The 21,979-nt window shown below is 70.6% G+C and carries 19 protein-coding genes; 13 read left to right on the top strand and 6 right to left on the bottom strand.

Annotated features, from left to right (window positions below):
* Nucleotides 1-202: 202 nt before the first annotated feature.
* The 3 genes from BMZ82_RS19655 (at nt 203) to BMZ82_RS19665 (ending at nt 4,174) form a co-directional block, all read left to right on the top strand.
* Nucleotides 203-559: a YciI family protein gene (locus BMZ82_RS19655; protein WP_093777492.1), complete on the top strand. Its 357-nt coding sequence runs from the start codon at nt 203-205 to the stop codon at nt 557-559.
* A 103-nt stretch (nt 560-662) separates the two neighbouring features.
* Nucleotides 663-1,925, top strand: a complete 1,263-nt coding sequence (locus BMZ82_RS19660) for an RNA polymerase sigma factor (protein WP_093777494.1) — start codon at nt 663-665, stop codon at nt 1,923-1,925.
* Nucleotides 1,926-2,122: 197 nt separating this feature from the next.
* The gene (locus BMZ82_RS19665; protein ID WP_256252004.1) at nt 2,123-4,174 is read left to right on the top strand and encodes a cell wall-binding repeat-containing protein; all 2,052 of its coding nucleotides are present in this window, start codon (nt 2,123-2,125) and stop codon (nt 4,172-4,174) included.
* On the opposite strand, the gene BMZ82_RS19670 is transcribed toward BMZ82_RS19665, so the two are convergent.
* Entirely contained in the window at nt 4,152-5,378 is a 1,227-nt protein-coding gene (locus BMZ82_RS19670) for a class I SAM-dependent methyltransferase (protein ID WP_256252005.1), read from the bottom strand. The genes BMZ82_RS19665 and BMZ82_RS19670 overlap by 23 nt on opposite strands.
* Nucleotides 5,379-5,477: 99 nt before the next feature.
* Here BMZ82_RS19670 and BMZ82_RS19675 point away from each other — a divergent pair, with 99 nt between their 5' ends.
* The 5 genes from BMZ82_RS19675 (at nt 5,478) to BMZ82_RS40255 (ending at nt 10,518) form a co-directional block, all read left to right on the top strand.
* Entirely contained in the window at nt 5,478-6,488 is a 1,011-nt protein-coding gene (locus BMZ82_RS19675; RefSeq protein WP_177244562.1) for a polysaccharide deacetylase family protein, read from the top strand.
* 41 nt (nt 6,489-6,529) lie between these two features.
* Nucleotides 6,530-7,318: a polysaccharide deacetylase family protein gene (locus BMZ82_RS19680; RefSeq protein WP_093777574.1), complete on the top strand. Its 789-nt coding sequence runs from the start codon at nt 6,530-6,532 to the stop codon at nt 7,316-7,318.
* A 532-nt stretch (nt 7,319-7,850) separates the two neighbouring features.
* Nucleotides 7,851-8,159 (top strand): co-chaperone GroES, encoded by a 309-nt coding sequence (groES, locus tag BMZ82_RS19685; RefSeq protein WP_020132158.1) that lies wholly within the window; start codon nt 7,851-7,853, stop codon nt 8,157-8,159.
* A 108-nt stretch (nt 8,160-8,267) separates the two neighbouring features.
* Complete coding sequence (groL, locus tag BMZ82_RS19690; protein ID WP_093777498.1) at nt 8,268-9,893, top strand: chaperonin GroEL; 1,626 nt, start codon at nt 8,268-8,270, stop codon at nt 9,891-9,893.
* A 250-nt stretch (nt 9,894-10,143) separates the two neighbouring features.
* Nucleotides 10,144-10,518 carry a hypothetical protein gene (locus tag BMZ82_RS40255; RefSeq protein WP_143098878.1) on the top strand — a complete coding sequence of 125 codons (375 nt, stop codon included), beginning with the start codon at nt 10,144-10,146 and terminating at the stop codon, nt 10,516-10,518.
* 138 nt (nt 10,519-10,656) lie between these two features.
* On the opposite strand, the gene BMZ82_RS19700 is transcribed toward BMZ82_RS40255, so the two are convergent.
* From BMZ82_RS19700 to BMZ82_RS19715, 4 genes are all read right to left on the bottom strand, one after another.
* Nucleotides 10,657-12,840 carry an NACHT domain-containing protein gene (locus BMZ82_RS19700; protein WP_093777502.1) on the bottom strand — a complete coding sequence of 728 codons (2,184 nt, stop codon included), beginning with the start codon at nt 12,838-12,840 and terminating at the stop codon, nt 10,657-10,659.
* A 12-nt stretch (nt 12,841-12,852) separates the two neighbouring features.
* The gene (locus BMZ82_RS40765) at nt 12,853-13,197 is read right to left on the bottom strand and encodes a hypothetical protein (RefSeq protein ID WP_177244564.1); all 345 of its coding nucleotides are present in this window, start codon (nt 13,195-13,197) and stop codon (nt 12,853-12,855) included.
* A gap of 319 nt (nt 13,198-13,516) precedes the next feature.
* Nucleotides 13,517-14,224: an ester cyclase gene (locus BMZ82_RS19710; RefSeq protein WP_093777506.1), complete on the bottom strand. Its 708-nt coding sequence runs from the start codon at nt 14,222-14,224 to the stop codon at nt 13,517-13,519.
* Nucleotides 14,225-14,313: 89 nt separating this feature from the next.
* Nucleotides 14,314-15,087 (bottom strand): SDR family NAD(P)-dependent oxidoreductase, encoded by a 774-nt coding sequence (locus BMZ82_RS19715; RefSeq protein ID WP_093777508.1) that lies wholly within the window; start codon nt 15,085-15,087, stop codon nt 14,314-14,316.
* Nucleotides 15,088-15,361: 274 nt separating this feature from the next.
* On the opposite strand from BMZ82_RS19715, the gene BMZ82_RS19720 reads away from it, so the two are divergent.
* Complete coding sequence (locus tag BMZ82_RS19720; RefSeq protein WP_093777576.1) at nt 15,362-16,273, top strand: LysR family transcriptional regulator; 912 nt, start codon at nt 15,362-15,364, stop codon at nt 16,271-16,273.
* 39 nt (nt 16,274-16,312) lie between these two features.
* Here the strand turns inward: BMZ82_RS19720 and BMZ82_RS19725 are convergent, their stop codons facing one another.
* On the bottom strand, nt 16,313-16,642 hold the full coding sequence (locus tag BMZ82_RS19725) for a WhiB family transcriptional regulator (protein WP_093777510.1): 330 nt from the start codon (nt 16,640-16,642) through the stop codon (nt 16,313-16,315).
* 379 nt (nt 16,643-17,021) lie between these two features.
* Here BMZ82_RS19725 and BMZ82_RS19730 point away from each other — a divergent pair, with 379 nt between their 5' ends.
* The 4 genes from BMZ82_RS19730 to BMZ82_RS19745 all read left to right on the top strand — a co-directional run bounded on the left by BMZ82_RS19730 (nt 17,022) and on the right by BMZ82_RS19745 (nt 21,537).
* A complete protein-coding gene (locus BMZ82_RS19730) occupies nt 17,022-17,633 on the top strand; it encodes a response regulator transcription factor (RefSeq protein ID WP_003948568.1) in 612 nt (203 codons plus the stop codon).
* A gap of 399 nt (nt 17,634-18,032) precedes the next feature.
* Nucleotides 18,033-18,620 (top strand): sigma-70 family RNA polymerase sigma factor, encoded by a 588-nt coding sequence (locus tag BMZ82_RS19735; RefSeq protein WP_093777512.1) that lies wholly within the window; start codon nt 18,033-18,035, stop codon nt 18,618-18,620.
* Nucleotides 18,621-18,793: 173 nt separating this feature from the next.
* Nucleotides 18,794-20,296: an IMP dehydrogenase gene (gene guaB, locus BMZ82_RS19740; protein ID WP_093777514.1), complete on the top strand. Its 1,503-nt coding sequence runs from the start codon at nt 18,794-18,796 to the stop codon at nt 20,294-20,296.
* A gap of 116 nt (nt 20,297-20,412) precedes the next feature.
* Entirely contained in the window at nt 20,413-21,537 is a 1,125-nt protein-coding gene (locus BMZ82_RS19745; protein WP_093777516.1) for a GuaB3 family IMP dehydrogenase-related protein, read from the top strand.
* Nucleotides 21,538-21,979 lie beyond the last annotated feature (442 nt).

Consider the following 21,979-nt stretch of genomic DNA (forward strand, 5'->3'; position numbering starts at 1 on the left):
GACAGGTCGGCCGGCGGTCGTGAGTGCTGAAGGCCGCCGGCCGCGAGTGCGCTGTGCGGGGCGCTGAAATAAATTCGGGTGCGGGTGTCGATCCGTGTCGATCCGGCCGGCTCCCGTTCGACGCAGGGGTGAGAGGCCGGGAATGACCCGGCTCACCTCACCGGAACCGACCCGGAACCCGACCCGGACCCGAGGAGTCACCATGCCCCGCTACCTGTCGCTCGTGCAGATCGACGAGAACAACGCGCCCGCCGAGGGCCCCAGCCCCGAGCTGATGCAGCGCATGGGGGAGCTGATCGAGGAGATCACCAAGGCCGGCGTGATGCTGGAGACCGCCGGACTGACCCCCACCTCGCAGGGCGCCCGGGTGCGCTACGAGGGCGGCACGATCTCCGTCACCGACGGACCCTTCACCGAGACCAAGGAGGCCGTCGGCGGCTACGCGATCATGCAGTGCAAGGACCGGGCCGAGGCCATCGAGTGGACCAAGCGCTTCCTCAAGGTCCACGAGGAGTTCTGGACCGTGACCTGTGAGGTGCGGGAGATCGCGGAGGGCTGAGTCGCCGCCCCGCAGGCCTTCCCAGCCGCGTTCCCTGGCGCGTTCCTCGCTCTGACGGCACGTTCCTTGGTCTGACGGCACGAGGGGTGTTCGATGGTGGGCTGTGGAACAACAGCCCGCCTCGGACCCCCGTACCGCGATCGAGACCGTCTTCCGCCTGGAGTCGCCGCGCGTCATCGCCGCCGTCGCCCGGGTCGTCCGGGACGTCGGCATCGCCGAGGAACTGGCGCAGGACGCGCTGGTCGCCGCCCTGGAGCAGTGGCCGCGCGACGGGGTGCCGGACAACCCCGGCGCCTGGCTCACGGCCATCGCCCGCCGCCGCGCGGTCGACCTGGTGCGCCGCCGGGAGAACTACGCCCGCAAGCTCCAGGAGATCGGCCGCGACCTCGAGGACGTGCCCCCGCCGCCGGAGCCCGCCGACCCCGACGCCATCGACGACGACCTGCTCAGGCTCGTCTTCACCGCCTGTCACCCGGTGCTCTCCGCCGAGGCCCGCACCGCCCTCACCCTGCGCCTGCTCGGCGGCCTCAGCACGCCCGAGATCGCCCGCGCCTTCCTGGTCCCCGAGGCGACGGTCGCCCAGCGCATCGTCCGCGCCAAGAAGACCCTCGCCACCAGGAACGTCCCCTTCGAGGTGCCCTACGGCCCCGACCGCGAGGCCCGGCTCGGCTCGGTCCTCGACGTCATCTACCTGATCTTCAACGAGGGGTACGCGGCCACCGCAGGCGACGACTGGCTGCGCCCGGCGCTGTGCGAGGACGCGCTGCGGCTGGCCCGGCAACTGGCCGCGCTGATGCCGAAGGAGCCCGAGGTGCACGCCCTGGCCGCGCTCCTGGAGTTCCAGGCCTCCCGCACGGCCGCCCGCACCGCCCCCGACGGCGCCCCGGTCCTCCTCAGGGACCAGAACCGCCGCCGCTGGAACCGCCGACTCGTCGCCCGAGGCATCGCCGCCCTCGACCGCGCGGGCGCGACGGCCACCGGCGCGCCCGGTCCGTACGCCCTCCAGGCCGCCGTAGCCGCCTGCCACGCGCACGCCCCCACCTACGAGGACACCGACTGGACGGCCATCGCCACCCTGTACGGCCTGCTGGCCGCCCGCGCCCCGTCCCCGGTCGTCGAACTCAACCGCGCGGTCGCCGTGTCGATGGCGGACGGCCCGGCCCCCGCCCTGGAGATCGTCGACGCCCTCGCCGCCGAACCGGCCCTCCGCGACTACCACCTCCTCCCCAGCGTCCGCGGCGACCTGCTCCTGCGCCTGGGCCGTACGACGGAGGCGAGGACGGAGTTCGAACGCGCGGCGGAACTGACCGCCAACGAACGGGAGCGGGAGCTGCTGCGGGCACGGGCCGCAGCATGCGGCCGCTGACCCGTACCACCCGTACCCACCCGTACGACTCGTAACTCTGTTCTCCCTGTGGCCCTTGAGGACTACAGTGATCCAGCCGCGAGGGAACGGTTGTGCGGTCGGCCTGGGAGGCCCCTGGGGAAGACCCTTAGGGGAGAGCCGCCGACCCCGCCCGCGCGCGGCACCACTGACGTCGTATGACCCGGGGGGTCGACAACTTGAGACTGTTCACGCGCCGCCGCAGCGCTGCGCTCGCCACCATGGCGGTGCTCGCCGCGGCGGGCACCCTGGCCGCCGCACCCGGCGCCGTCGCCGACGACGCCGGACCGTGGCCCGGCACCGAGGGCCGGATCCTCAGCGACGGCGGGGCGCTGGTCGACCCCGCCACCGGCACGGTCGGCCGGATCCCCAACGTGGGGAGCTACGCCACCTGGGCGCCGGACGGCAGCCGACTGGCCAGCGTGTCCGGCCAGATCTCCACCGTGCTGCCCAACGGCACCAAGAAGATCGTCCTGCCGTGGGCCGAGGGCCTGCGCTCCAGCGCCCCGTACGAGGACCTGACGTTCTGGTTCGGCGGCCGTTACATCGTCTTCGCGAGCGGCGGCCAGCTCGCCTACGGTCCCTCCGACGCCGCGTGGGCGCCCGTTCCGCTGCTGCCGGCGAACCTGGAGCCGGCCACCGTCTGCGACTCCGAGCCGAGCGTCGCCCCGAGCGGCCTGGTCGCGTTCGAGCGCCGGGCCGGCGGTTGCGGCGCGGACGCCGCCGGCGTGTACGTCTTCGACAGCGTCAAGAAGACGGTCAAGCTCGCCGTGGCCGACGCCGAGCAGCCCGCCTGGTCCCCGGACGGCACCAAGCTGGCGTTCGTCCGCGAGGACAGCGACGGCAACCCGCAGATCTTCACGGCGAACGCCGACGGCACCGACCTCCAGCAGCGCACCACCGGCCCGCGCCGATTCGCCAACCCGTCCTGGTCGCCCACCGGCAAGCGGATCGTGTTCGACGCCCACACCTCGCCGAACAGCGACGACGTGCACACCACCGAGTACGTCGACCTGGCCACCGGCGACCTGACCAAGGTCGGCGACACCGCGACCGGCGACAACCCCAACTGGCAGCCGCTGCGCAAGAACACCGTCAGCCGGGTCTGGGGCGCCAACGCCTACCTCACCGCCACCGCCTCCTCCCGCTGGACCTGGAACGCCATCGGCGAGAGCCGGCCCGGCCTGATGACGGCCAAGTCCGCGGTGCTGGTCAACCAGGACGACCCGGCGTACGCCGTCACCGCGCCCGCCCTGGCCGGCCGCAAGGCGGGTCCGGTGCTGATGACGCCGAAGACCGGGCTGTCGTCGACGACGAAGGCCGAGCTGAAGCGGACCCTGAAGCCGGGCCTGCCCGTCTACCTGGTCGGCAGCACGTCGGTCCTCGCGGCCACGGTCGCCACCCAGGTGAAGGCGCTCGGCTACACGCCGGTCCGGCTGACCGGCGCGGACCCCTACGCGACCTCGGTCACGGTGGCCAAGACCATCAGCTCCGCCCCGAAGTACGTCTTCCTGGCCGGCGGCGCCGAGTACCGCGCGGCCCTCTCGGCGGCGTCCGCGGCCGGTTCCGACGGGGCGGCCAGCGCGGGCGGTGTCGTCCTCACCAACGGCACCAAGCTGCCGGCGTCGACGCAGTCGTACCTCAACAGCCTGAACCCCGACAAGACCATGATCATCACGGTCGGTGCGGCGGCGAAGTACGCGTTGACCCACGCGAGCTTCTCGCGGTGGCCGTCGACGTACTCGTACTACCCGATCTCGGGCACCACGGACCCGTCCATCTCGGTGGCCATCGCCATGTTCTGGTGGTCCGCGCCGGGCCAGACCGCCCTCGCCTACTCCGGCTCCTGGCGCGACGGCGTGTCGGCCGCGTCGGCGATGAACGTCTTCGCGCCGCTCCTGTGGACCTCCAGCGCCGCCGTCCTGTCGCCCGAGGTCAACAACTACCTCCAGCGCGAGTCCGCCGGCGTCAACTTCACGGCGGCCTTCGGCGTCAACGGCTCGATCTCCCCGGCCGCGCTGAACACCGCGGGCGCCACGATGAGCGCGGGCAGCGCCTACGTCGAGTACGTCCCGTACTTCAACGGCGTCATCCCGCCGGCCGCCGGCCAGACCTCCTTCGCGCAGGGCACGGACGACGACCGGACGGCCGCCCCGGCGCAGCGCCCCGTCGCCCCGGCCGGTGACGCGCACCGGAACATGGCACCGCTCAAGACGCTCCACCGGCAGTAACAGCAGCACCGGCAGTAACCGAGCCGGCAGCAGGCCCGGCGGGGGCGCCGACGAGCATCGTCGGGGCTCCCGCCACCCGGGTCAGGAACACGGTCGCGGAGTTCCGCCCGTGCGGCTTGGGCAGCACCTTCCTGCGCAGTTCCTCCGGCTCGACGGCCGACCCCCGCTTCTTCACGGTGAGGATGCCGACCTCCCGCTCCCGCAGCAGCGCCTTCAACTTCTTGACGTTGAACGGGAGTTGGTCGGTGATCTCGTAGGCCACGGCGTACGGGGTGGCGCGCAGGGCGTCGGCGGTGACGTAGGCGATGGTCTCGTCGATCAGCCCGCCGTCGAGCTCCCGGGCTACGTCCGCGACCAGATGCGCCCGGATGACCGCGCCGTCGGGCTCGTACAGATACCGCCCGACCAGCCGGACCGCCGGGTCGGGCAGACCGGCGCCGAGCAGCGTCCGCGGCCCCGGCAGCAGGGTCGCCCGGACGGCCCCCGGCGCGCCGGCCCCGAACCACAGCACGGCCTCCTTCACGTCCCCGCCGTCCGAGATCCACTCGGCCTCGGCCGCGGCGGGGATCGCCTCGTGCGGCACGCCGGGCGCGATCTTCAGGGCGGCGCGGGGCGCGGCCAGGGCGGCCCCGATCGCCCACGACAGGGGCGGCGAGTAGGCCTCCGGATCGAAGATCCGCCCGCGCCCGCCGCGCCGCGCCGGATCGACGAAGACGGCGTCGTAGCCGCTCGTGTCGACGTCCGTGACGTCCGCCTCGCGCACCTCGACGAGGTCGGCGAGCCCGAGCGCGTCGGCGTTCGCGCGCGCCACGGCCGCCGTCAGCGGGTCCCGGTCCACGGCCAGCACCCGGATCCCGGCCCGGGCCAGCGCGATCGCGTCGCCGCCGATCCCGCAGCACAGGTCGGCCACCGAGGTCACGCCGAGCGCCTTCATCCGCGCGGCCCGGTAACCGGCGACACTCGCCCGCGTCGACTGCTCCACCCCGTTCGGCGTGAAGAACATCCGCCCGGCGTCCGCCGCCCCGAACTTCACCGCCGCCCGCTGCCGCAGCCGGGCCTGCCCGAGGGCGGCGGACACCAGTTCGGCGGGGTGCTCGCGGCGCAGCCGGGTGGCGACGGCGAGCTCGTCGGCGGGGTCGGTGCCGCGCACGGCGTCGAGGAGGGCGCGGCCCTCGGGGGTGAGGAGGGGGGCTAGATCGGTCACCGGGTTCACCTGGCCATTGTGGGCCAGTCGGTGGACGGTGCGCTTCCGGCGGCGGTGTCGGGCGGGGTTCCGGGGCGGTGACTGCGAGGATCCGGCGCCATGGGACCTGTCGTACAAAATGATGACAACAACGTCCGTTCTCCGCACCCGAATCGACGCCGGGCACCGCGCCTGGCGGGCATCCGCGCCGCGGCCGCCGTCCTCACCCTGGCGGCCATCGCGACGGGCTGCGGAGGGGGCGTCAAGGGAACGGGAACGGGGACGGGAGCGGGAGCGGGCACGGGAACCCGCCCCGCGCCGGGCGGCCAGCGACCGGACCGGGCGGCACCCCCCGAGGCCCCGGCCGCCCGGGCCCTGCACACGTACGCCTCACGACTGCGCGCCGCCCAGCAGGCCCGCGTCGCCGCGGCGAAACGCTGGGGTCTGCGGAAGGTCCCGCTGACGCCCCCCGCGCCGCCCGCGCACAAACCGGAGATCACGACCCGCGAGGGCTTCGAGGTCGACGACCACGAGGAACTCGGCCTCCCCCCGGTCTTCACGACGGTCCCGACCAAGGACAAGGTCGTCTTCCTCACCATCGACGACGGCGCGGAGAAGGACCCCGCGTTCCTGCGGATGATGAGCGAACTGCACATCCCCTACACGGCCTTCCTCAGCGACTACCTGATCAAGGAGGACTACGGCTACTTCAAGAAGATGCAGGCCCAGGGTGTGGTCCTGAACAACCACACCCTCCACCACCCCTACCTGCCGGCCCTCTCCTACGCCCGCCAGAAGCGCGAGATCTGCGGCATGCAGGACGTCGTCGAGAAGCACTACGGCAAACGCCCCGCCCTCTTCCGGCCGCCCTACGGCAACTACAACCAGGACACCCTGCGCGCCGCGAAGACCTGCGGCGTGCGCTACGCCCCGCTCTGGGACGAGGAGGTCTTCGTCGACCACTGGGAGTACCGCGAGGCGGACCAGGACCTCCACCCCGGCGACATCGTCCTGAGCCACTTCCGGGGCCGCGGCGAATGGAAGGGCACTATGCCCGACATGGTCCGCAAGTTCCTCGACAAGGTCACGGCCGAGGGCTACGCGGTGGCCCGCCTGGAGGACTACCTGTGAGAACGCGGCCGACCCCGACCCCCCGCCTGACCCTGGCAGCCATGACAGCCCTGACGCTGTTGACGACCACCCTGACGGGCTGTGCCCAGTCCGTCGACCCGATCGAACGCCTGGGCAAGAAGGCCGCGACCCGAGTGAACCCACCCGCCCAGGCCCCGTACCACCGCTGGGGCCTGACGACCCCCTTGCCCGCAGCACCCCCCCACCCGGCCCCCCGCCCCCTGCCAGGCACCCCAGACACACCGGCCCTGACCCCTGTCCTCACGACGATCCCGACCACCGACAAGGTCGTCTTCCTCACCTACGACGACGGCGCGGAACGCGACCCGCGCTTCGTCGACATGGTCCGCGAACTGCGCCTCCCGGTGAGCCTGTTCCTGACGGACACCGTGGTCGGCCCCGGCTACGGCCACTTCGCCCGCCTCCAGTCCGTAGGCGCGAACATCCAGAACCACACCCTGGACCACCCCGCCCTGCGCGGCCTGCCCTACCCCGGCCAGCGCGCCGAGATCTGCGGCCAACAGGACAAACTCCGCTCCCGCTTCGGCCGCCGCCCCCACCTCTTCCGCCCGCCCTACGGCACCTACGACATCACCACCCGCCGCGCCGCCGCCGACTGCGGCATCACCGCGATCATCCTCTGGCGAGCCGCCATGGGCCCCACCCACCTCACCTACACCCAAGGCTCCCCCCACCTCCACCCCGGCGACATCATCGCCGTGGCCCCGGACGAGACAACCCCCCCAGGCCTGAGAACCCGAACAGCAAGACTCCTACGCCAAATCCAGAAGCAGGGCCTGACGGTGGCCCGCCTGGAGGACTACGTCTAAGGGTTGTTCAGGAGCCCAGCCCCGGACACTTTCCATCGCAGGCCTGGGGTCTGCTTTTCAGCCTGTCCGGGTTCGAGGGCAAGGCCCTTCCATCACCGACCGGGCGTCTGCCTTTCAGCCCGTCCGGGTTTGAGGGCGAGGCCGACCGGACGTCTGCCTTTCAGCCTGTCCGGGTTTGAGGGCGAAGCCCCTCCATCGCCGACCGGGCGGCTGCCTTTCAGCCCGTCCGGCGTTTGAGGACGAGGCCCCTTAAGGGCCGAAGCGGGGGCCTGGGGGCGGCAGCCCCCAGTACAAGGCCCACACCAGCACCGCCAACAAGGACACTCACGCCAACTGAAAACCGGCCGACGCGCCGCCGGCATTGGCACTCCGCTTGACCGAGTGCTAATCGCAGTCATAGTCTCACTTCTGGCACTCCCCCCTGGAGAGTGCCAACAGCGACGGGCAGGTCCGGCACCCGCGACGACGGATCCACCTGGTCGCCACCTCAGACAGTTAACCCCGTGAGATCTCCGAAGGGGGAGGTCGGATCGTGACGACCACCAGCTCCAAGGTTGCCATCAAGCCGCTCGAGGACCGCATTGTGGTCCAGCCGCTCGACGCCGAGCAGACCACCGCCTCTGGCCTGGTCATCCCGGACACCGCGAAGGAGAAGCCCCAGGAGGGCGCCGTCCTCGCAGTGGGCCCGGGTCGCTTCGAGAACGGCGAGCGCCTGCCGCTCGACGTCAAGGTCGGCGACGTCGTCCTGTACAGCAAGTACGGCGGCACCGAGGTGAAGTACAACGGCGAGGAGTACCTCGTCCTCTCGGCTCGCGACGTGCTCGCGATCATCGAGAAGTAATTCACCCAGTTTTGCAGTGAACTGCGCCCCTGGCCCCCGCGACTTTGTGAAGCCGGGTGCTGGGGGCGCCGTTCGTCCCACGTTTTCCGAGAGGGCTGAACCGCTTCCATGGCGAAGATCCTGAAGTTCGACGAGGACGCCCGTCGCGCCCTCGAGCGCGGCGTCAACAAGCTTGCCGACACGGTCAAGGTGACGATCGGCCCCAAGGGCCGCAACGTCGTCATCGACAAGAAGTTCGGCGCACCCACCATCACCAACGACGGCGTCACCATCGCCCGCGAGGTCGAGCTCGACGACCCGTACGAGAACCTCGGCGCGCAGCTCGTGAAGGAGGTGGCGACCAAGACCAACGACATCGCGGGTGACGGCACCACCACCGCCACGGTCCTGGCCCAGGCGCTCGTCCGCGAGGGCCTGAAGAACGTCGCCGCCGGCGCCTCCCCGGCCTCCCTGAAGAAGGGCATCGACGCCGCCGTCAAGGCGATCTCCGAGGAGCTGCTCGCCTCGGCCCGCCCGATCGACGACAAGGCCGACATCGCCGCCGTCGCCGCGCTGTCCGCGCAGGACACGCAGGTCGGCGAGCTCATCGCCGAGGCGATGGACAAGGTCGGCAAGGACGGTGTCATCACCGTCGAGGAGTCCAACACCTTCGGTCTGGAGCTGGACTTCACCGAGGGCATGGCCTTCGACAAGGGCTACCTGTCGCCGTACTTCGTGACGGACCAGGAGCGCATGGAGGCCGTCCTCGAGGACCCCTACATCCTCATCAACCAGGGCAAGATCTCCTCGATCTCCGACCTGCTGCCGCTGCTGGAGAAGGTCATCCAGACCAACTCCTCCAAGCCGCTGCTGATCATCGCCGAGGACCTGGAGGGCGAGGCGCTCTCCACCCTCGTCGTCAACAAGATCCGCGGCACCTTCAACGCGGTCGCCGTCAAGGCCCCGGGCTTCGGTGACCGTCGCAAGGCGATGCTGCAGGACCTGGCCGTCCTCACCGGCGCCACCGTCATCTCCGAAGAGGTCGGCCTCAAGCTCGACCAGGTCGGCGTCGACGTGCTCGGCTCCGCCCGCCGCGTCACCGTCACGAAGGACGACACCACGGTCGTCGACGGCTCCGGCAACCACGAGGACGTCGTCGGCCGCGTCAACCAGATCAAGGCCGAGATCGAGAACACGGACTCCGACTGGGACCGCGAGAAGCTCCAGGAGCGCCTCGCGAAGCTGGCCGGCGGCGTGTGCGTGATCAAGGTCGGCGCCGCCACCGAGGTGGAGCTGAAGGAGAAGAAGCACCGCCTCGAGGACGCCATCTCCGCGACCCGCGCCGCGGTCGAGGAGGGCATCGTCTCCGGCGGTGGCTCCGCGCTCGTCCACGCCGCCAAGGTGCTGGAGGGCGGCCTGGGCAAGACCGGCGACGAGGCCACCGGTGTCGCGGTCGTCCGCCGCGCCGTCGTCGAGCCGCTGCGCTGGATCGCCGAGAACGCCGGCCTGGAGGGCTACGTCATCACCTCCAAGGTCGCCGAGCTCGACAAGGGCCAGGGCTTCAACGCCGCCACCGGCGAGTACGGCGACCTGGTCAAGGCCGGCGTCATCGACCCGGTCAAGGTCACCCGCTCCGCCCTGGAGAACGCCGCCTCCATCGCCTCCCTCCTCCTGACGACCGAGACCCTGGTCGTCGAGAAGAAGGAAGAGGAAGAGCCGGCCGCCGGCGGCCACAGCCACGGCCACGCCCACTGACGCGAGTCGGTAGACGGCAGTACCGAAGGCTCGGCACCCGCGAGGGCACCGAGCCTTCGGCGTACCACGGGTCAGATCAGAGGCGAGTCCCGGGGCGAAGGGGAGGAAGAGGAGACCACGCCGATGGTCGCCGAGCTCACCGACGGTGTGGGGATCGCCGTCCCGCATCGGAACGGCCGCCGTTCTGCGCGTACGCCACTCACTTCCACTCGATGCTGGCACGGCAAGCCATTCAGGTCATGCGCGCTCCATGATCCGTCGGGTGTCGGTGAATCCAGCAGAGCGCCACTACGCCCACGCGGCCCTTAGGCACTACAAGGACGCCATTGTTCGGGCAACGACGACGGCGACCGCGCGGGCCGTTTCCGGCAACTCACCGGCGGCTGGCAGTCCGAGGCGGCTGGTCAAAGAGGCCGAGAGGTACGTGCCGAGTGACCCGCAGGACGACACCCTGGTGCGCACCGGCCCGCGTCATCCGGAAGATCCGGCCCTTCTCATCGAGGAGCTGATTTCCCTGGGCGTCATGCGGCGCCGTCGTGACGGCCGTATCGACGTGCCTGACGTCTACCGCATCGCGTTCAACGTGGGCCGCAAGGGCGGGGTCCCCAGGAGGGTGGCCGGCTGACGTCCGGGGGTTCGATCGGGACAGGGAACGAGTCGTCGTAGGTTCGGTGAGTAGACCGAAGCTGTTTGGTCGGCTGTGGAGGCACGGATCATCCGAACTCGCTCTGCCTACGCCATCACGGATACGGGAACGCGTTCCTCACACGTCGGACGGCCGGAGCGCGGCGGCCGTACTCGCGTCCGGCCAGAGGCGGTTGGCGCGGTCTGCGGTGTAGCGTGCGGCCAGGTTGTCCTGGATACGGCCGTGGCGGAACGCATAAACGGCTCCGGCCTGTCGCAGCACCCCACGCTGGTGGGCGTCGTCCAGAAAGGCCCGGACCCGCCAGGGCAGCTTGCCGGTCAAGGGCAGCCAGAAGCGGACGACAATAAGCCACCGACCCCAGGAGTGGGCCCCGACACCGAACGCGATTCCGACCGCGGGTCCGCACACGAGTCCGGCCACGGGGTCGGTCAATACTCCCGGAACCAGCCCGTAGGCGGTGCCGACGGTCACCGTCTGGAACAGGGCGTACCGGCGGTTGGACCACAGGAGCGCCTGAGGTGTGACGACGGTGTCCAAACGGGTGGGCGCGAGCAGAGCGGCTCCCAGGGCGAAGGCCAGCCCGATGGCGAACCCGAGGCTCACCCAGACGCGGTACGACCCGGTGGGCGCGGGCAGACGGGCGAGCAGGCAGACGCTGCCGACCGCGAGTCCGCCCGCGCTGCCACCGACCATTGCTAGCCCGACCTCCCGCCGCAGGGGGCGTACCTCGGCATCCGGGTCCTTGAGCCGTGCCAAACCGGAAAGCAGTCCGCCCAGACCGCTTGCCGTTCCGCCGGCGAGGGCCAGCGAGAGCCAGCCCCATTCCTGCACCATCGGATGCCCGATCAGTGCGACGGCGAGACCTCCGATCGGTCCGACAGCCAGTTGAGTCAGGACATGCCGTGCCCGGCCCGACACGCGGAGCGCCATCCGTGCCGGGACGGGACTTCGGGACCGTCCGGTCAGGGTGCCTAGCAACAGCAGCAGTGCCGCGACTCCCGCGGTCCCGCCGCTGGTTCCGAAGGTCAGCCAGCCCGTGACCGCTCCGAGCAGTGCCGCCGGGACGGCGAAGGCAAGGCTTCGCTGAGCTTTGGGCACGGCGTCGGCCAGGTCCCACCATGCGATGTCCCTACGGCCCGGTCGCTGGGCGAGATAGCCGAGCCAGCGCATGGCGTTCTCGGTACGCCATGCGCCGCGACGTTCGTAGACAGCGGGAACGAATCGGTCCAGCAGGTGGTTCTCGACTGCTGACGAGGTGGGGAACTGTCTGGTGTCGAACAGGATCTCGGGGTTCTGCCCACCGTCGCTGTAGATGCTCCGGGCGAGGCCGACCATCAGCGGGGTGGAGAGCGCCTGTTCGACGGGGTTGGCCACGAGGCCGTCGTTGGCTTCCGAGCGGGCGGCGAACAACGAGGCCCAGTGGGTGGCCGAGGACTCGGTCTGGGCTGTCCTCGGCAGATAGAGACGGAGGTCGTCCGGTGTGAGAGGCGTCAGGACGATGACAGCGGCACGAGCCAGCGTGCGGCTCCCACGCACGGTTCGGGCGTAGGCATCGGTGGTGCTGGTGATCACCAGCGGCATCGACGTTTCACTCAACTCCTTCAGGGCGTCCTTGTACAGGCCGGGCGAGATCTCGTCGAAGCCGTCGAGGACAGGGAGGATCCATCCCTCGTCAACGAGAGCCTCGGCCAGCCGCACCCCGCCGGGGCCGGTGGCGTCCATGTTGTAAGCCTGAGCAAGGGACGCGACGAGGAAGTCCCTCAGCGCTGTGTCGGGGTCCCAGTCATGCAGACGGAAGACGATGGGAACAGGGTCCTGTTCAGGTCGCCGGGAGTCGAGCAGCATCAGGGCCAGCCGCTGGGCCACCACCGATTTACCCGAGCCGCGTTCCCCGAGAATGACCAGTCTGCCGCTCGTGCGTCGGTAGACGTCCTCGATGGCGTCGAGTCGCCCGGCTAACTCCAGTTGCTGAGGAACGGCCTCGCCGAGCCCTGTACCGACGATGTTGGCCTGCTGCGCGACGAGATCGCAGGGTGCGGCGGTGAAACGTAACTGGATGGGCGGAGGAGTCGAGACTCTGCGCAGTTGTTCTTGTTCCGTGCCGTCCCGGTACGCCTGACGGGCCACTACTTCGGCCGCTTTGCGCAGCCAGTCCTCCAGCGACTCCGGTGCGGGAGCGCCTAAGTGTTGGACCTGCTTGGCGATGAAGAGAATTCCGGAGTTGGCCACGCCGGACTCGGTCTCGGCCGGGCCGGTGTGCGATACACGCCAAGGCGTCTTTCCAGGGCGTCGTCCTGCCATCGAGAGTGCTCCTCAGAAGTCGTCGCTGACGCCGGTGTTCGCCTTGCCTCCGTGGCTACTGGCGTCCCCGGTGTCCTCGGCCTCACCTCCGGTTCGGGATGCGACGCCGGTGTTCGCCCTGCCACCGTCGGTGGTGACGGCCCTGCCCGTACGCACGGCCCGTCGGGCGGCACCGGTTGCGTTTGTGGCGGGACTACCGAGCAGGGCGACGAGCAGCCCCGCGATTCCGGTGACGCACCCGATGACGCTTGCCACCTGCCCGGCGGTGTCGAGGTCCGCCAGCACCCAGCTCGCGACCGTCGCCACGACGAGCACCAGACAACCGGTGATGACGGCACTTCTCTTCCATCCCTGCATGAACACCATCCTCCAGCGTGCGGAACCTGCTGATCCGGGCCTTGGATGGACGAACACAACGAAGTCACCTACGACTGCTGGATCGGTGATCCGTACGACAACAGGGTGGGGTCGATCGATCACGCCAGGTACCGCCAGCCGTTCGGCCCCTGCGCAGGAAAGGCGGGAAGGCCCACGTGAAGCTGACGGCCGCGACGCCGGCGAGGACGGCCGCCGCGGGCCATGTCACTTGTCCCGAGACACCCAGCTCCGGAAGCAGCCCCCGTTCCGACAAGGAACGGGGGCTTCTCCCCTTGCGGGCGGTCTGTGCGTCCCTGCTTCAGATCTCCAGCGCGTCCAACGCCCCCAACTGCCCCATCAGCCCGAGTCGGTCGTACTCCCACCAGGCCTCGGCGATCTTCCCGTCCGCCGTGCAGCGGTGGATCGTCGTCCCGGTCATGGTCACGTTCCGGCCGGTCGCCGGGATCCCCATGAAGTCGCCCTTGTGGGTGCCGTTCCAGGTCCACCGGGTGCACACGCGGTCGTCCTGGCAGATCTGGTCCTCGATCCGGAACGCGAAGTCGAAGCCGGCCCGCCACATCTCGACCTCGCGCCGCATCGCGTCCATGCCCATGGTGTCCTGCTCGTTGGACGGATCATGGTCGTGGTAGTCCTGGGCGATCAGCCCGTCGAGCGGCGGCAGTTCGCCGTGCATGGCGATCGCGTCGAAGAACCGCCGCGCGGTGCTCGCGTACAGCGTGTCGTCGCGTACGACGTCGAGATCGGTGAAGGTCGGCATCTCGTCGCACAGCGCCACCAGTTCCTGGAAGACCTTGCCGGTCTCCGGAAGGTTCGAGTTCCGCATCGCCTCCTCGTACGACGGGAACTCCACGATCTCGATGAAGTGCGAGGCGTCGGAACGGTCCTTGCCGACCACCGCGTGCGTCGCCGTCCGCTTCCCCTTGGTCTGTTCGACCCATGTGTCCATCAGCCGGTCCATCTCGTCGAACCGGTTGGTCCTGCAGTCGATGAGCTGTACGAACGTCATGACGCCGCCTCCGGCCCCCCTGGGTCCGGTCCCCGTCACGCCCATCCTCCCACCGGAGCGCCGACGTCACCTGCCCACCGCCAGAACGCTCACCGCGGCCCGTACTTGCGCCCCGTCTTCGAGCTGATCCCGCCCAGCAGCGCCCGCGGCATCACCTTCACCACCCCCATCAGCGCCTTGTAGCGCGGGTCGGGGATCGACAGCGACCGCCCGCGCGCCAGATCCTCCAGCGCCGCCGCGACCAGTTTGTCCGCGTCCAGCCACAGCCACCCCGGGATGTTGTCCGTGCCCATCCCGGCCCGCTCGTGGAACTCCGTGCGCACGAACCCCGGGCACAGCGCCATCAGCCGCACCCCGGTGCCCGCCAGGTCCTTCGCAGCGCCCTGCGTGAACTGCACGACCCACGCCTTGGACGCCCCGTACGTCCCACGCGGCACGAACGCCGCCACCGACGCCACGTTGACGACGCCCCCGCGCCCGCGCGCCCGCATCGACGTCGCCGCAGCGGACGTCAGCCGCAGCACGGCCTCGCAGTGCACCTTGAGCATCTTCAGCTCGTCGGCCATGGACACGTCGAGGTAGCGGCCCTTGTTGCCGAAGCCGGCGTTGTTGATCAACAGGTCGACGGGGTTCTTGCGGTCGCCGAGCCGGGCGGTCACCGTCTCGATGCCGTCGTCCGTCGCGAGGTCGGCCGTCAGCACCTCGGCCTCGATGCCGTGCCGGTCGTGCAACTCGGTCGCCTGCTCGTGCAGCCGCTTGGTGTCCCGTGCCACGAGGACGAGATCGTGCCCGTCCGCCGCCAGTCTGCGCGCGAACGCGGCACCGATGCCCGCGGTCGAACCCGTAATGAGAGCCGTTGTCATGGCAGAAGGTTAGTGACCCGGAGTCCATGCGTCCGCTCCCTGCACGCGCCCTCCCAAAGATGAAGAAACAGTGAGCACCCCGGCCCGCACCCCGGACCCGACCCCGCACGTCACCCCATCCATCACCCCGTACGTGACCCCGTAGGCCACCCCAGACTTCGCCCCTGATCTCACCCGGACCCCTCCCCTTACCTCCCCACCTCCCCCGGACTTCGCCTAAAAGTGCCGCCGCACTATTCGCGCCCCCACCCAAGCCTCACTTATGCTCACCGGCATGATCGAGGCCCGTCATCTCCGCGTTCTGCGTGCTGTGGCCGTCACCGGATCCTTCTCGGCGGCCGGGCGCGAGCTGGGCTGCACCCAGCCGGCCGTCAGCCAGCAGATGAAGGCCCTGGAGGCGTCCGTCGGCACGCCCCTGCTGGTCCGCGGCGGACGCGCGATGCGGCTGACCCAGGCGGGCGAGGCCCTCGTCCGGCACGCGGCCGGCATCCTCGCCGGGCTGACCGCCGCCGAGGAGGAGGTCGCCGCCATCGCGGGCCTACGGGCCGGCCGGGTCCGCCTGGTCTCCTTCCCCAGCGGCAGCTCCACCCTCGTCCCCACCGCCCTCGCCGCCCTGCGCGCCGCCCACCCCGGCACCCGGGTCTCCCTGGAGGAGGCCGAACCGCCGCGCTCCGTCGAACTGCTCCGCGAGGGCGACTGCGACATCGCCCTCGCGTTCCGCTACGCGCGCGTGCCGGGCGGCGCCCCGGCCGCCGAGGAGTGGGACGACCTCGTCGTACGGCCCCTGCTGACGGACCGCCTCGTCGCCCTCGTACCGGAGCGGCACCGGCTGGCCGGCGCGCCGGCCGTGGCCATCGGCGACCTCGCCGCCGAGCCGTGGATCGCCGGCTGCCCGCGCTGCCGCGGCCAACTGGTCCAGGTGTGCGAGAGCGCGGGCTTCACACCACGCATCGACTTCGCGACCGACGACTACCCGGCGGTGGTCGGCCTGGTGGGCGCCGGCCTCGGCGTCGCCGTCCTGCCCCAGCTCGCGATCGACTCCGTACGACCCCGTGGCGCCCGCGCGGTGACGCTGGAACCGGCGGTGCGGCGGGAGATCGTCGCCCTCACCCTGCCCGACCTGGCCCAGGTGCCGGCGGTGGCGGCCACGCTGGAGCAGTTGGGCCAGGCGGCGGCGCGCCAGTAGGAAGCGTCAGGAAGCGCGAGAAAACGGAGAAACGTTCCTTCATGTGTTCGAAGCGGCGTCTCTCGCGCCCGACGACGCCGTCACGAGGCGGTTGCGCGCCCGCCCCATGAGCTCCTCGCGCTCGTCCTCGGTCAGCCCGCCCCACACGCCGTACGGCTCGCGTACGGCCAGTGCGTGCGCCGCGCACTGCGCGCGGACCGGGCACCTCATGCAGACCTCCTTGGCCGAGTTCTCTCGAGCGCTCCGAGCCGCCCCGCGCTCACCCTCTGGATGGAAGAAGAGCGAACTGTCCACCCCGCGGCAGGCAGCCAGGAGCTGCCAGTCCCACAGGTCCGCGTTCGGTCCGGGAAGGCGGGAGAAATCTGCCATTGCGTGACCCCTTGTAGCCGTTCTGAGCGGATACGGTGCCCACGACCGTACAACTACGATCTAAGGAGATGAAAATATGACTCATTGCGAATCTAGCCTCAGACACCAGCAAAAGGGAAGAAATAGGGCTGAATGGGGCATGGGTTGTGATGAAAGCTTGAGGGTCTGTGTGGCTGACTCCTCTGTGTCCGTGCCCTCACGTAGAGTGCCGAAGAATGCATGCGGCCCCGTAACTCTTTCGAGTGACCGTCGTTGAGAGTGCGGTGGCGGTTGGAAACACAAAACGCTCGGGCAGGCGTCCGAGAGGTCGACCGCACAGGTGACGATTCGTAACAGCCTGGAGGCACAAGGTGACGCGCATCAGCTGCGGAGGGCGGCCATGACTTCCGTCCTCGTCTGCGACGACTCCCCGCTTGCCCGAGAGGCGCTCCGCCGCGCGGTCGCGACCGTGCCCGGTGTCGAGCGCGTGACGACGGCGGCCAACGGCGAGGAAGTCCTCCGCCGCTGGGGTGCCGACCGCTCGGACCTGATTCTGATGGACGTACGCATGCCCGGACTGGGCGGCGTCGAGACCGTACGGCGGCTGCTGTCCGCCGACCCCGGGGCACGCATCATCATGCTGACCGTCGCCGAGGACCTCGACGGCGTCGCCCTCGCGGTCGCCGCCGGCGCCCGCGGCTACCTGCACAAGGACGCCTCGCGCGCGGAGCTGCGCGCGACCGTCACCCAGGCCCTCGCCGACCCGACGTGGCGGCTCGCCCCGCGCCGGCTGCGCTCGGCCGAGATGGGCGCGGCGCCCACGCTCACCGCGCGCGAGATCCAGGTCCTCGAGGGCATGAGCCACGGCCGCTCCAACGCGGAGATCGGCCGTGAGCTGTTCCTCTCCGAGGACACCGTCAAGACGCACGCCCGACGGCTGTTCAAGAAGCTCGGCGCCTCGGACCGCGCGCACGCGGTGGCGCTCGGCTTCCGGTGGGGACTGGTCCGTTAGGACCGTTCCCGCCCGCCCGGCCCCGTGGCCAGGACCGGTCCGAAGCCGGACAGGTCCTGGGCCGTCCGGCGGATCGGACCGGTTCGGGGTGACGTCGGTCATTCAGTGAGGAGAGCGGGCTCATGGGCGAACCTCCCTGCTCAGACGCGGTCCGGAGGCCGGGCGAGCCCCCCTCCCGCCGCACGGCGAGCGGGAGCGGCACAGCACCTCGCCGGGTGCCCGCTGCTCGTTTCGCCGCGGATGCCGCATCCTTGAGGTGTGGAGTTCCTCGGGGACGAGTCGGTCGAGCGGAAGGGGAGGGCGCTGCGGATGAGTGCCGGCGCACCTGCTCATAACGCTTCGGTGCACAACGACGGGCACGGTGCCGCGGCCACTCCGGCCGCAGTGCACCATGGACCGATGCGCGATGACGAGGCGGTCACTGCCGTGGGGACGATCGGGGCACTCGTCCATCGCGCCGTGGACGGCGACGAGCAGGCCACCCACGACTTGCTGGCCCACGTCCACCCGCTGGCGCTGCGCTACTGCCGCACCCGGCTGTCCCGGCTGCCCGGCGACGCCCGCCACTTCGTGGAGGATCTCGCGCAGGAGGTCTGCGTGGCCGTCCTGCTGGCCCTGCCCCGCTACCGGGACACCGGCAGGCCCTTCGAGGCCTTCGTCTTCGCCATCGCCGCCCACAAGGTCGCCGACCTGCAGCGCGCCGCCATGCGCCACCCCGGTTCGACGGCGGTGCCGTCGGACGAGATGCCCGAGCGGCCCGACGACTCCCTCGGCCCCGAGGAGCGCGCCCTGCTCAGCAGTGACGCCGAATGGGCCAAGAAACTCCTGGCCAACCTCCCCGAGAACCAGCGGGAACTGCTCCTGTTGCGCATCGCAGTGGGCCTCACCGCCGAGGAGACCGGCCAGATGTTGGGAATGTCACCCGGCGCGGTCCGCGTGGCCCAGCACCGCGCACTGAACAGGCTGCGGGCGCTCGCCGAGCAGTAGCGGCTCCCGAGGCTCCTGCGCCCCCTTCGGTTTCGGCCTCAGGTGAACAGGCCGACCCCCGATTCCGTACGAACATACGAAGCCCGCAGTCGCACTCGACCGTGGAATTCGGGAGGTGCGCTTCCCGTTAGCATGGACATCCGCACCGATCAAGGCCATTTGGGGAAGGTGTCATGACTGCCAACGTCGACGGAGTGCCCGGAAAATTCGCGACCCTCGGGCTCACCTACGACGACGTGCTGCTGCTGCCGGGCGCATCCGAGGTGCTCCCCAACGCGGTCGACACCTCGTCCCGCATCTCGCGCAACGTCCGCGTCAACATCCCGCTGCTGTCGGCGGCGATGGACAAGGTCACCGAATCCCGGATGGCGATCGCGATGGCCCGCCAGGGCGGTGTCGGCGTGCTGCACCGCAACCTGTCCATCGAGGACCAGGTCAACCAGGTCGACCTCGTGAAGCGCTCCGAGTCCGGCATGGTCAGCGACCCCATCACGGTGCACCCGGACGCGACGCTCACCGAGGCCGACGCCCTGTGCGCCAAGTTCCGCATCAGCGGCGTCCCCGTCACGGACCCGGCGGGCAAGCTGCTCGGCATCGTCACCAACCGTGACATGGCCTTCGAGTCCGACCGCAGCCGTCAGGTGCGCGAGGTCATGACGCCGATGCCGCTGGTCACCGGGCACGTCGGCATCTCCGGCACGGACGCCATGGAGCTGCTGCGCCGCCACAAGATCGAGAAGCTTCCCCTGGTCGACGCGGCGGGCGTCCTCAAGGGCCTCATCACCGTCAAGGACTTCGTCAAGGCCGAGCAGTACCCCCGGGCCGCCAAGGACGGCGAGGGCCGCCTCCTCGTCGGCGCGGCCGTGGGCGCCAGCCCCGAGGCGCTGGAGCGCGCCCAGGCCCTCGCCGAGGCCGGCGTGGACTTCCTGGTCGTCGACACCTCGCACGGCCACAACAGCAACGCGCTGAGCTGGATGTCGAAGATCAAGTCGAGCGTCCGCGTCGACGTGATCGGCGGCAACGTCGCCACCCGTGACGGCGCCCAGGCCCTGATCGACGCCGGCGTCGACGGCATCAAGGTCGGGGTCGGCCCCGGCTCGATCTGCACCACCCGCGTGGTCGCCGGCATCGGCGTCCCGCAGGTCACCGCCATCTACGAGGCGTCCCTCGCCGCCCGCGCGGCCGGCGTCCCGCTGATCGGCGACGGCGGCCTGCAGTACTCCGGCGACATCGGCAAGGCGCTCGCCGCCGGCGCCGACGCGGTGATGCTGGGCTCGCTGCTCGCGGGCTGCGAGGAGTCGCCGGGCGAGCTGCAGTTCATCAACGGCAAGCAGTTCAAGTCGTACCGCGGCATGGGCTCGCTCGGTGCCATGCAGTCGCGCGGCCAGGGCAAGTCGTACTCCAAGGACCGCTACTTCCAGGCCGAGGTCGCCGCCGACGACAAGCTCGTCCCCGAGGGCATCGAGGGCCAGGTGCCCTACCGCGGCCCGCTCGGCAACGTGCTGCACCAGCTCGTCGGCGGTCTGCGCCAGACCATGGGCTATGTGGGCGCCGCCACCATCGAGGAGATGGAGTCCAAGGGCCGCTTCGTCCGGATCACCTCCGCGGGCCTCAAGGAAAGCCACCCGCACGACATCCAGATGACGGTCGAGGCACCGAACTACAGCAGCAAGTGACGCCCACGCGCGCGTGAGCTGTTCGGCAAGGGGTCCCGGAGACACTCCGTGGCCCCTTTGTCGTACCCGTCGGCGATACTGGAAGACGCTGAACGCACCAGGGAAAGGCCACACACGTGACTGAGATCGAGATCGGGCGCGGCAAGCGCGGCCGCCGGGCGTACGCCTTCGACGACATCGCCGTCGTCCCCAGCCGCCGTACGCGGGACCCGAAGGAGGTCTCGATCGCCTGGCAGATCGACGCCTACCGCTTCGAGCTGCCCTTCCTGGCCGCGCCCATGGACTCGGTCGTCTCCCCGGCCACCGCGATCCGTATCGGCGAGCTCGGCGGCCTCGGCGTCCTCAACCTAGAGGGCCTGTGGACGCGGCACGAGGACCCGCAGCCGCTGCTCGACGAGATCGTCGGGCTGGACGCGGACACCGCGACCCGCCGCCTCCAGGAGATCTACGCGGCCCCCATCAAGGAGGAGCTGATCGGGCAGCGCATCAAGGAGGTGCGCGACTCGGGCGTGGTCACCGCCGCCGCGCTCTCCCCGCAGCGCACGGCCCAGTTCTCCAAGGCCGTCGTCGACGCGGGCGTGGACATCTTCGTCATCCGCGGTACGACGGTCTCGGCGGAGCACGTCTCCGGTTCGCACGAGCCGCTGAACCTGAAGCAGTTCATCTACGAGCTCGACGTCCCGGTGATCGTCGGCGGCTGCGCCACCTACACGGCGGCCCTGCACCTGATGCGTACGGGCGCGGCGGGCGTCCTGGTCGGCTTCGGCGGCGGCGCGGCGCACACCACGCGCAACGTGCTGGGCATCCAGGTCCCGATGGCGACCGCGGTCGCGGACGTGGCGGCGGCCCGCCGCGACTACATGGACGAGTCCGGCGGCCGGTACGTGCACGTGATTGCGGACGGCGGCGTCGGCTGGTCCGGCGACCTGGCCAAGGCGATCGCCTGCGGCGCCGACTCGGTGATGATGGGCTCCCCGCTCGCGCGCGCGACCGACGCGCCGGGCCGTGGCCACCACTGGGGCATGGAGGCCGTCAACGAGGAGCTGCCGCGCGGCAAGAAGGTCGACCTCGGCACGGTCGGCACCCTCGAGGAGGTCCTGACGGGCCCCTCGCACACGCCCGACGGCTCGATGAACCTCTTCGGCGCCCTGCGCCGCGCCATGGCCACCACCGGCTACAGCGAGCTGAAGGAGTTCCAGCGCGTCGAGGTCACGGTGGCGGACTCGGTACACCGGCGGTAGTCCCTTAGACGGTCGTCCCTTAGACGGTCGAGAGGGGCCGGTCAGCTCACTTGGGTGAGGTGACCGGCCCCTCTCGTATGTCCGGCGGCCGGTCGGGCGGGCAGCCGGTCGGGCGGGCGCGCTGGGGCGTGTGGTGTGGCGTGGGGGCGCGCGGGTGCGTTCGGGGCTGATGAGGGCTGGTCAGGGGGGTGGCGGGCGGTAGCGTCCATGTCGGCGCCCCAGTTGTGTGGGGTGCCCCCTTCCAAGGACACCGTTCCGGACCCCGCCCTCGGGGCCCGGCCCGATTTCCTGAACGAGCCGTCCACCGGGCCACTGGTCGGCGTCGTGGAAGGGGGCGCCCATGGGACGCCATCGCAAGCCAACCCGCTGGGACCGGATCCGTCTTCGGATGGTGAAGTGCCGGAGGAGGTGGATCTTGCGACTTTTCGGATGGTGAGCGGCC

This window comes from Streptomyces sp. yr375 (genome assembly GCF_900110755.1).
Classification (GTDB): domain Bacteria; phylum Actinomycetota; class Actinomycetes; order Streptomycetales; family Streptomycetaceae; genus Streptomyces.

Bases quoted from the DNA above. Each gene is read 5' to 3' on its own strand.
- BMZ82_RS40255 (WP_143098878.1), top strand. From the start codon at position 10,144: ATGATCCGTCGGGTGTCGGTGAATCCAGCAGAGCGCCACTACGCCCAC.
- BMZ82_RS19715 (WP_093777508.1), bottom strand. From the start codon at position 15,087: ATGACAACGGCTCTCATTACGGGTTCGACCGCGGGCATCGGTGCCGCG.
- BMZ82_RS19735 (WP_093777512.1), top strand. From the start codon at position 18,033: ATGCGCGATGACGAGGCGGTCACTGCCGTGGGGACGATCGGGGCACTC.
- BMZ82_RS19720 (WP_093777576.1), top strand. From the start codon at position 15,362: ATGATCGAGGCCCGTCATCTCCGCGTTCTGCGTGCTGTGGCCGTCACC.
- BMZ82_RS19725 (WP_093777510.1), bottom strand. From the start codon at position 16,642: ATGGCAGATTTCTCCCGCCTTCCCGGACCGAACGCGGACCTGTGGGAC.
- BMZ82_RS19700 (WP_093777502.1), bottom strand. From the start codon at position 12,840: ATGGCAGGACGACGCCCTGGAAAGACGCCTTGGCGTGTATCGCACACC.
- guaB (WP_093777514.1), top strand. From the start codon at position 18,794: ATGACTGCCAACGTCGACGGAGTGCCCGGAAAATTCGCGACCCTCGGG.
- BMZ82_RS19680 (WP_093777574.1), top strand. From the start codon at position 6,530: ATGACAGCCCTGACGCTGTTGACGACCACCCTGACGGGCTGTGCCCAG.
- groL (WP_093777498.1), top strand. From the start codon at position 8,268: ATGGCGAAGATCCTGAAGTTCGACGAGGACGCCCGTCGCGCCCTCGAG.
- BMZ82_RS19655 (WP_093777492.1), top strand. From the start codon at position 203: ATGCCCCGCTACCTGTCGCTCGTGCAGATCGACGAGAACAACGCGCCC.
- BMZ82_RS19675 (WP_177244562.1), top strand. From the start codon at position 5,478: ATGGGACCTGTCGTACAAAATGATGACAACAACGTCCGTTCTCCGCAC.
- BMZ82_RS19730 (WP_003948568.1), top strand. From the start codon at position 17,022: ATGACTTCCGTCCTCGTCTGCGACGACTCCCCGCTTGCCCGAGAGGCG.
- BMZ82_RS40765 (WP_177244564.1), bottom strand. From the start codon at position 13,197: ATGCAGGGATGGAAGAGAAGTGCCGTCATCACCGGTTGTCTGGTGCTC.
- BMZ82_RS19710 (WP_093777506.1), bottom strand. From the start codon at position 14,224: ATGACGTTCGTACAGCTCATCGACTGCAGGACCAACCGGTTCGACGAG.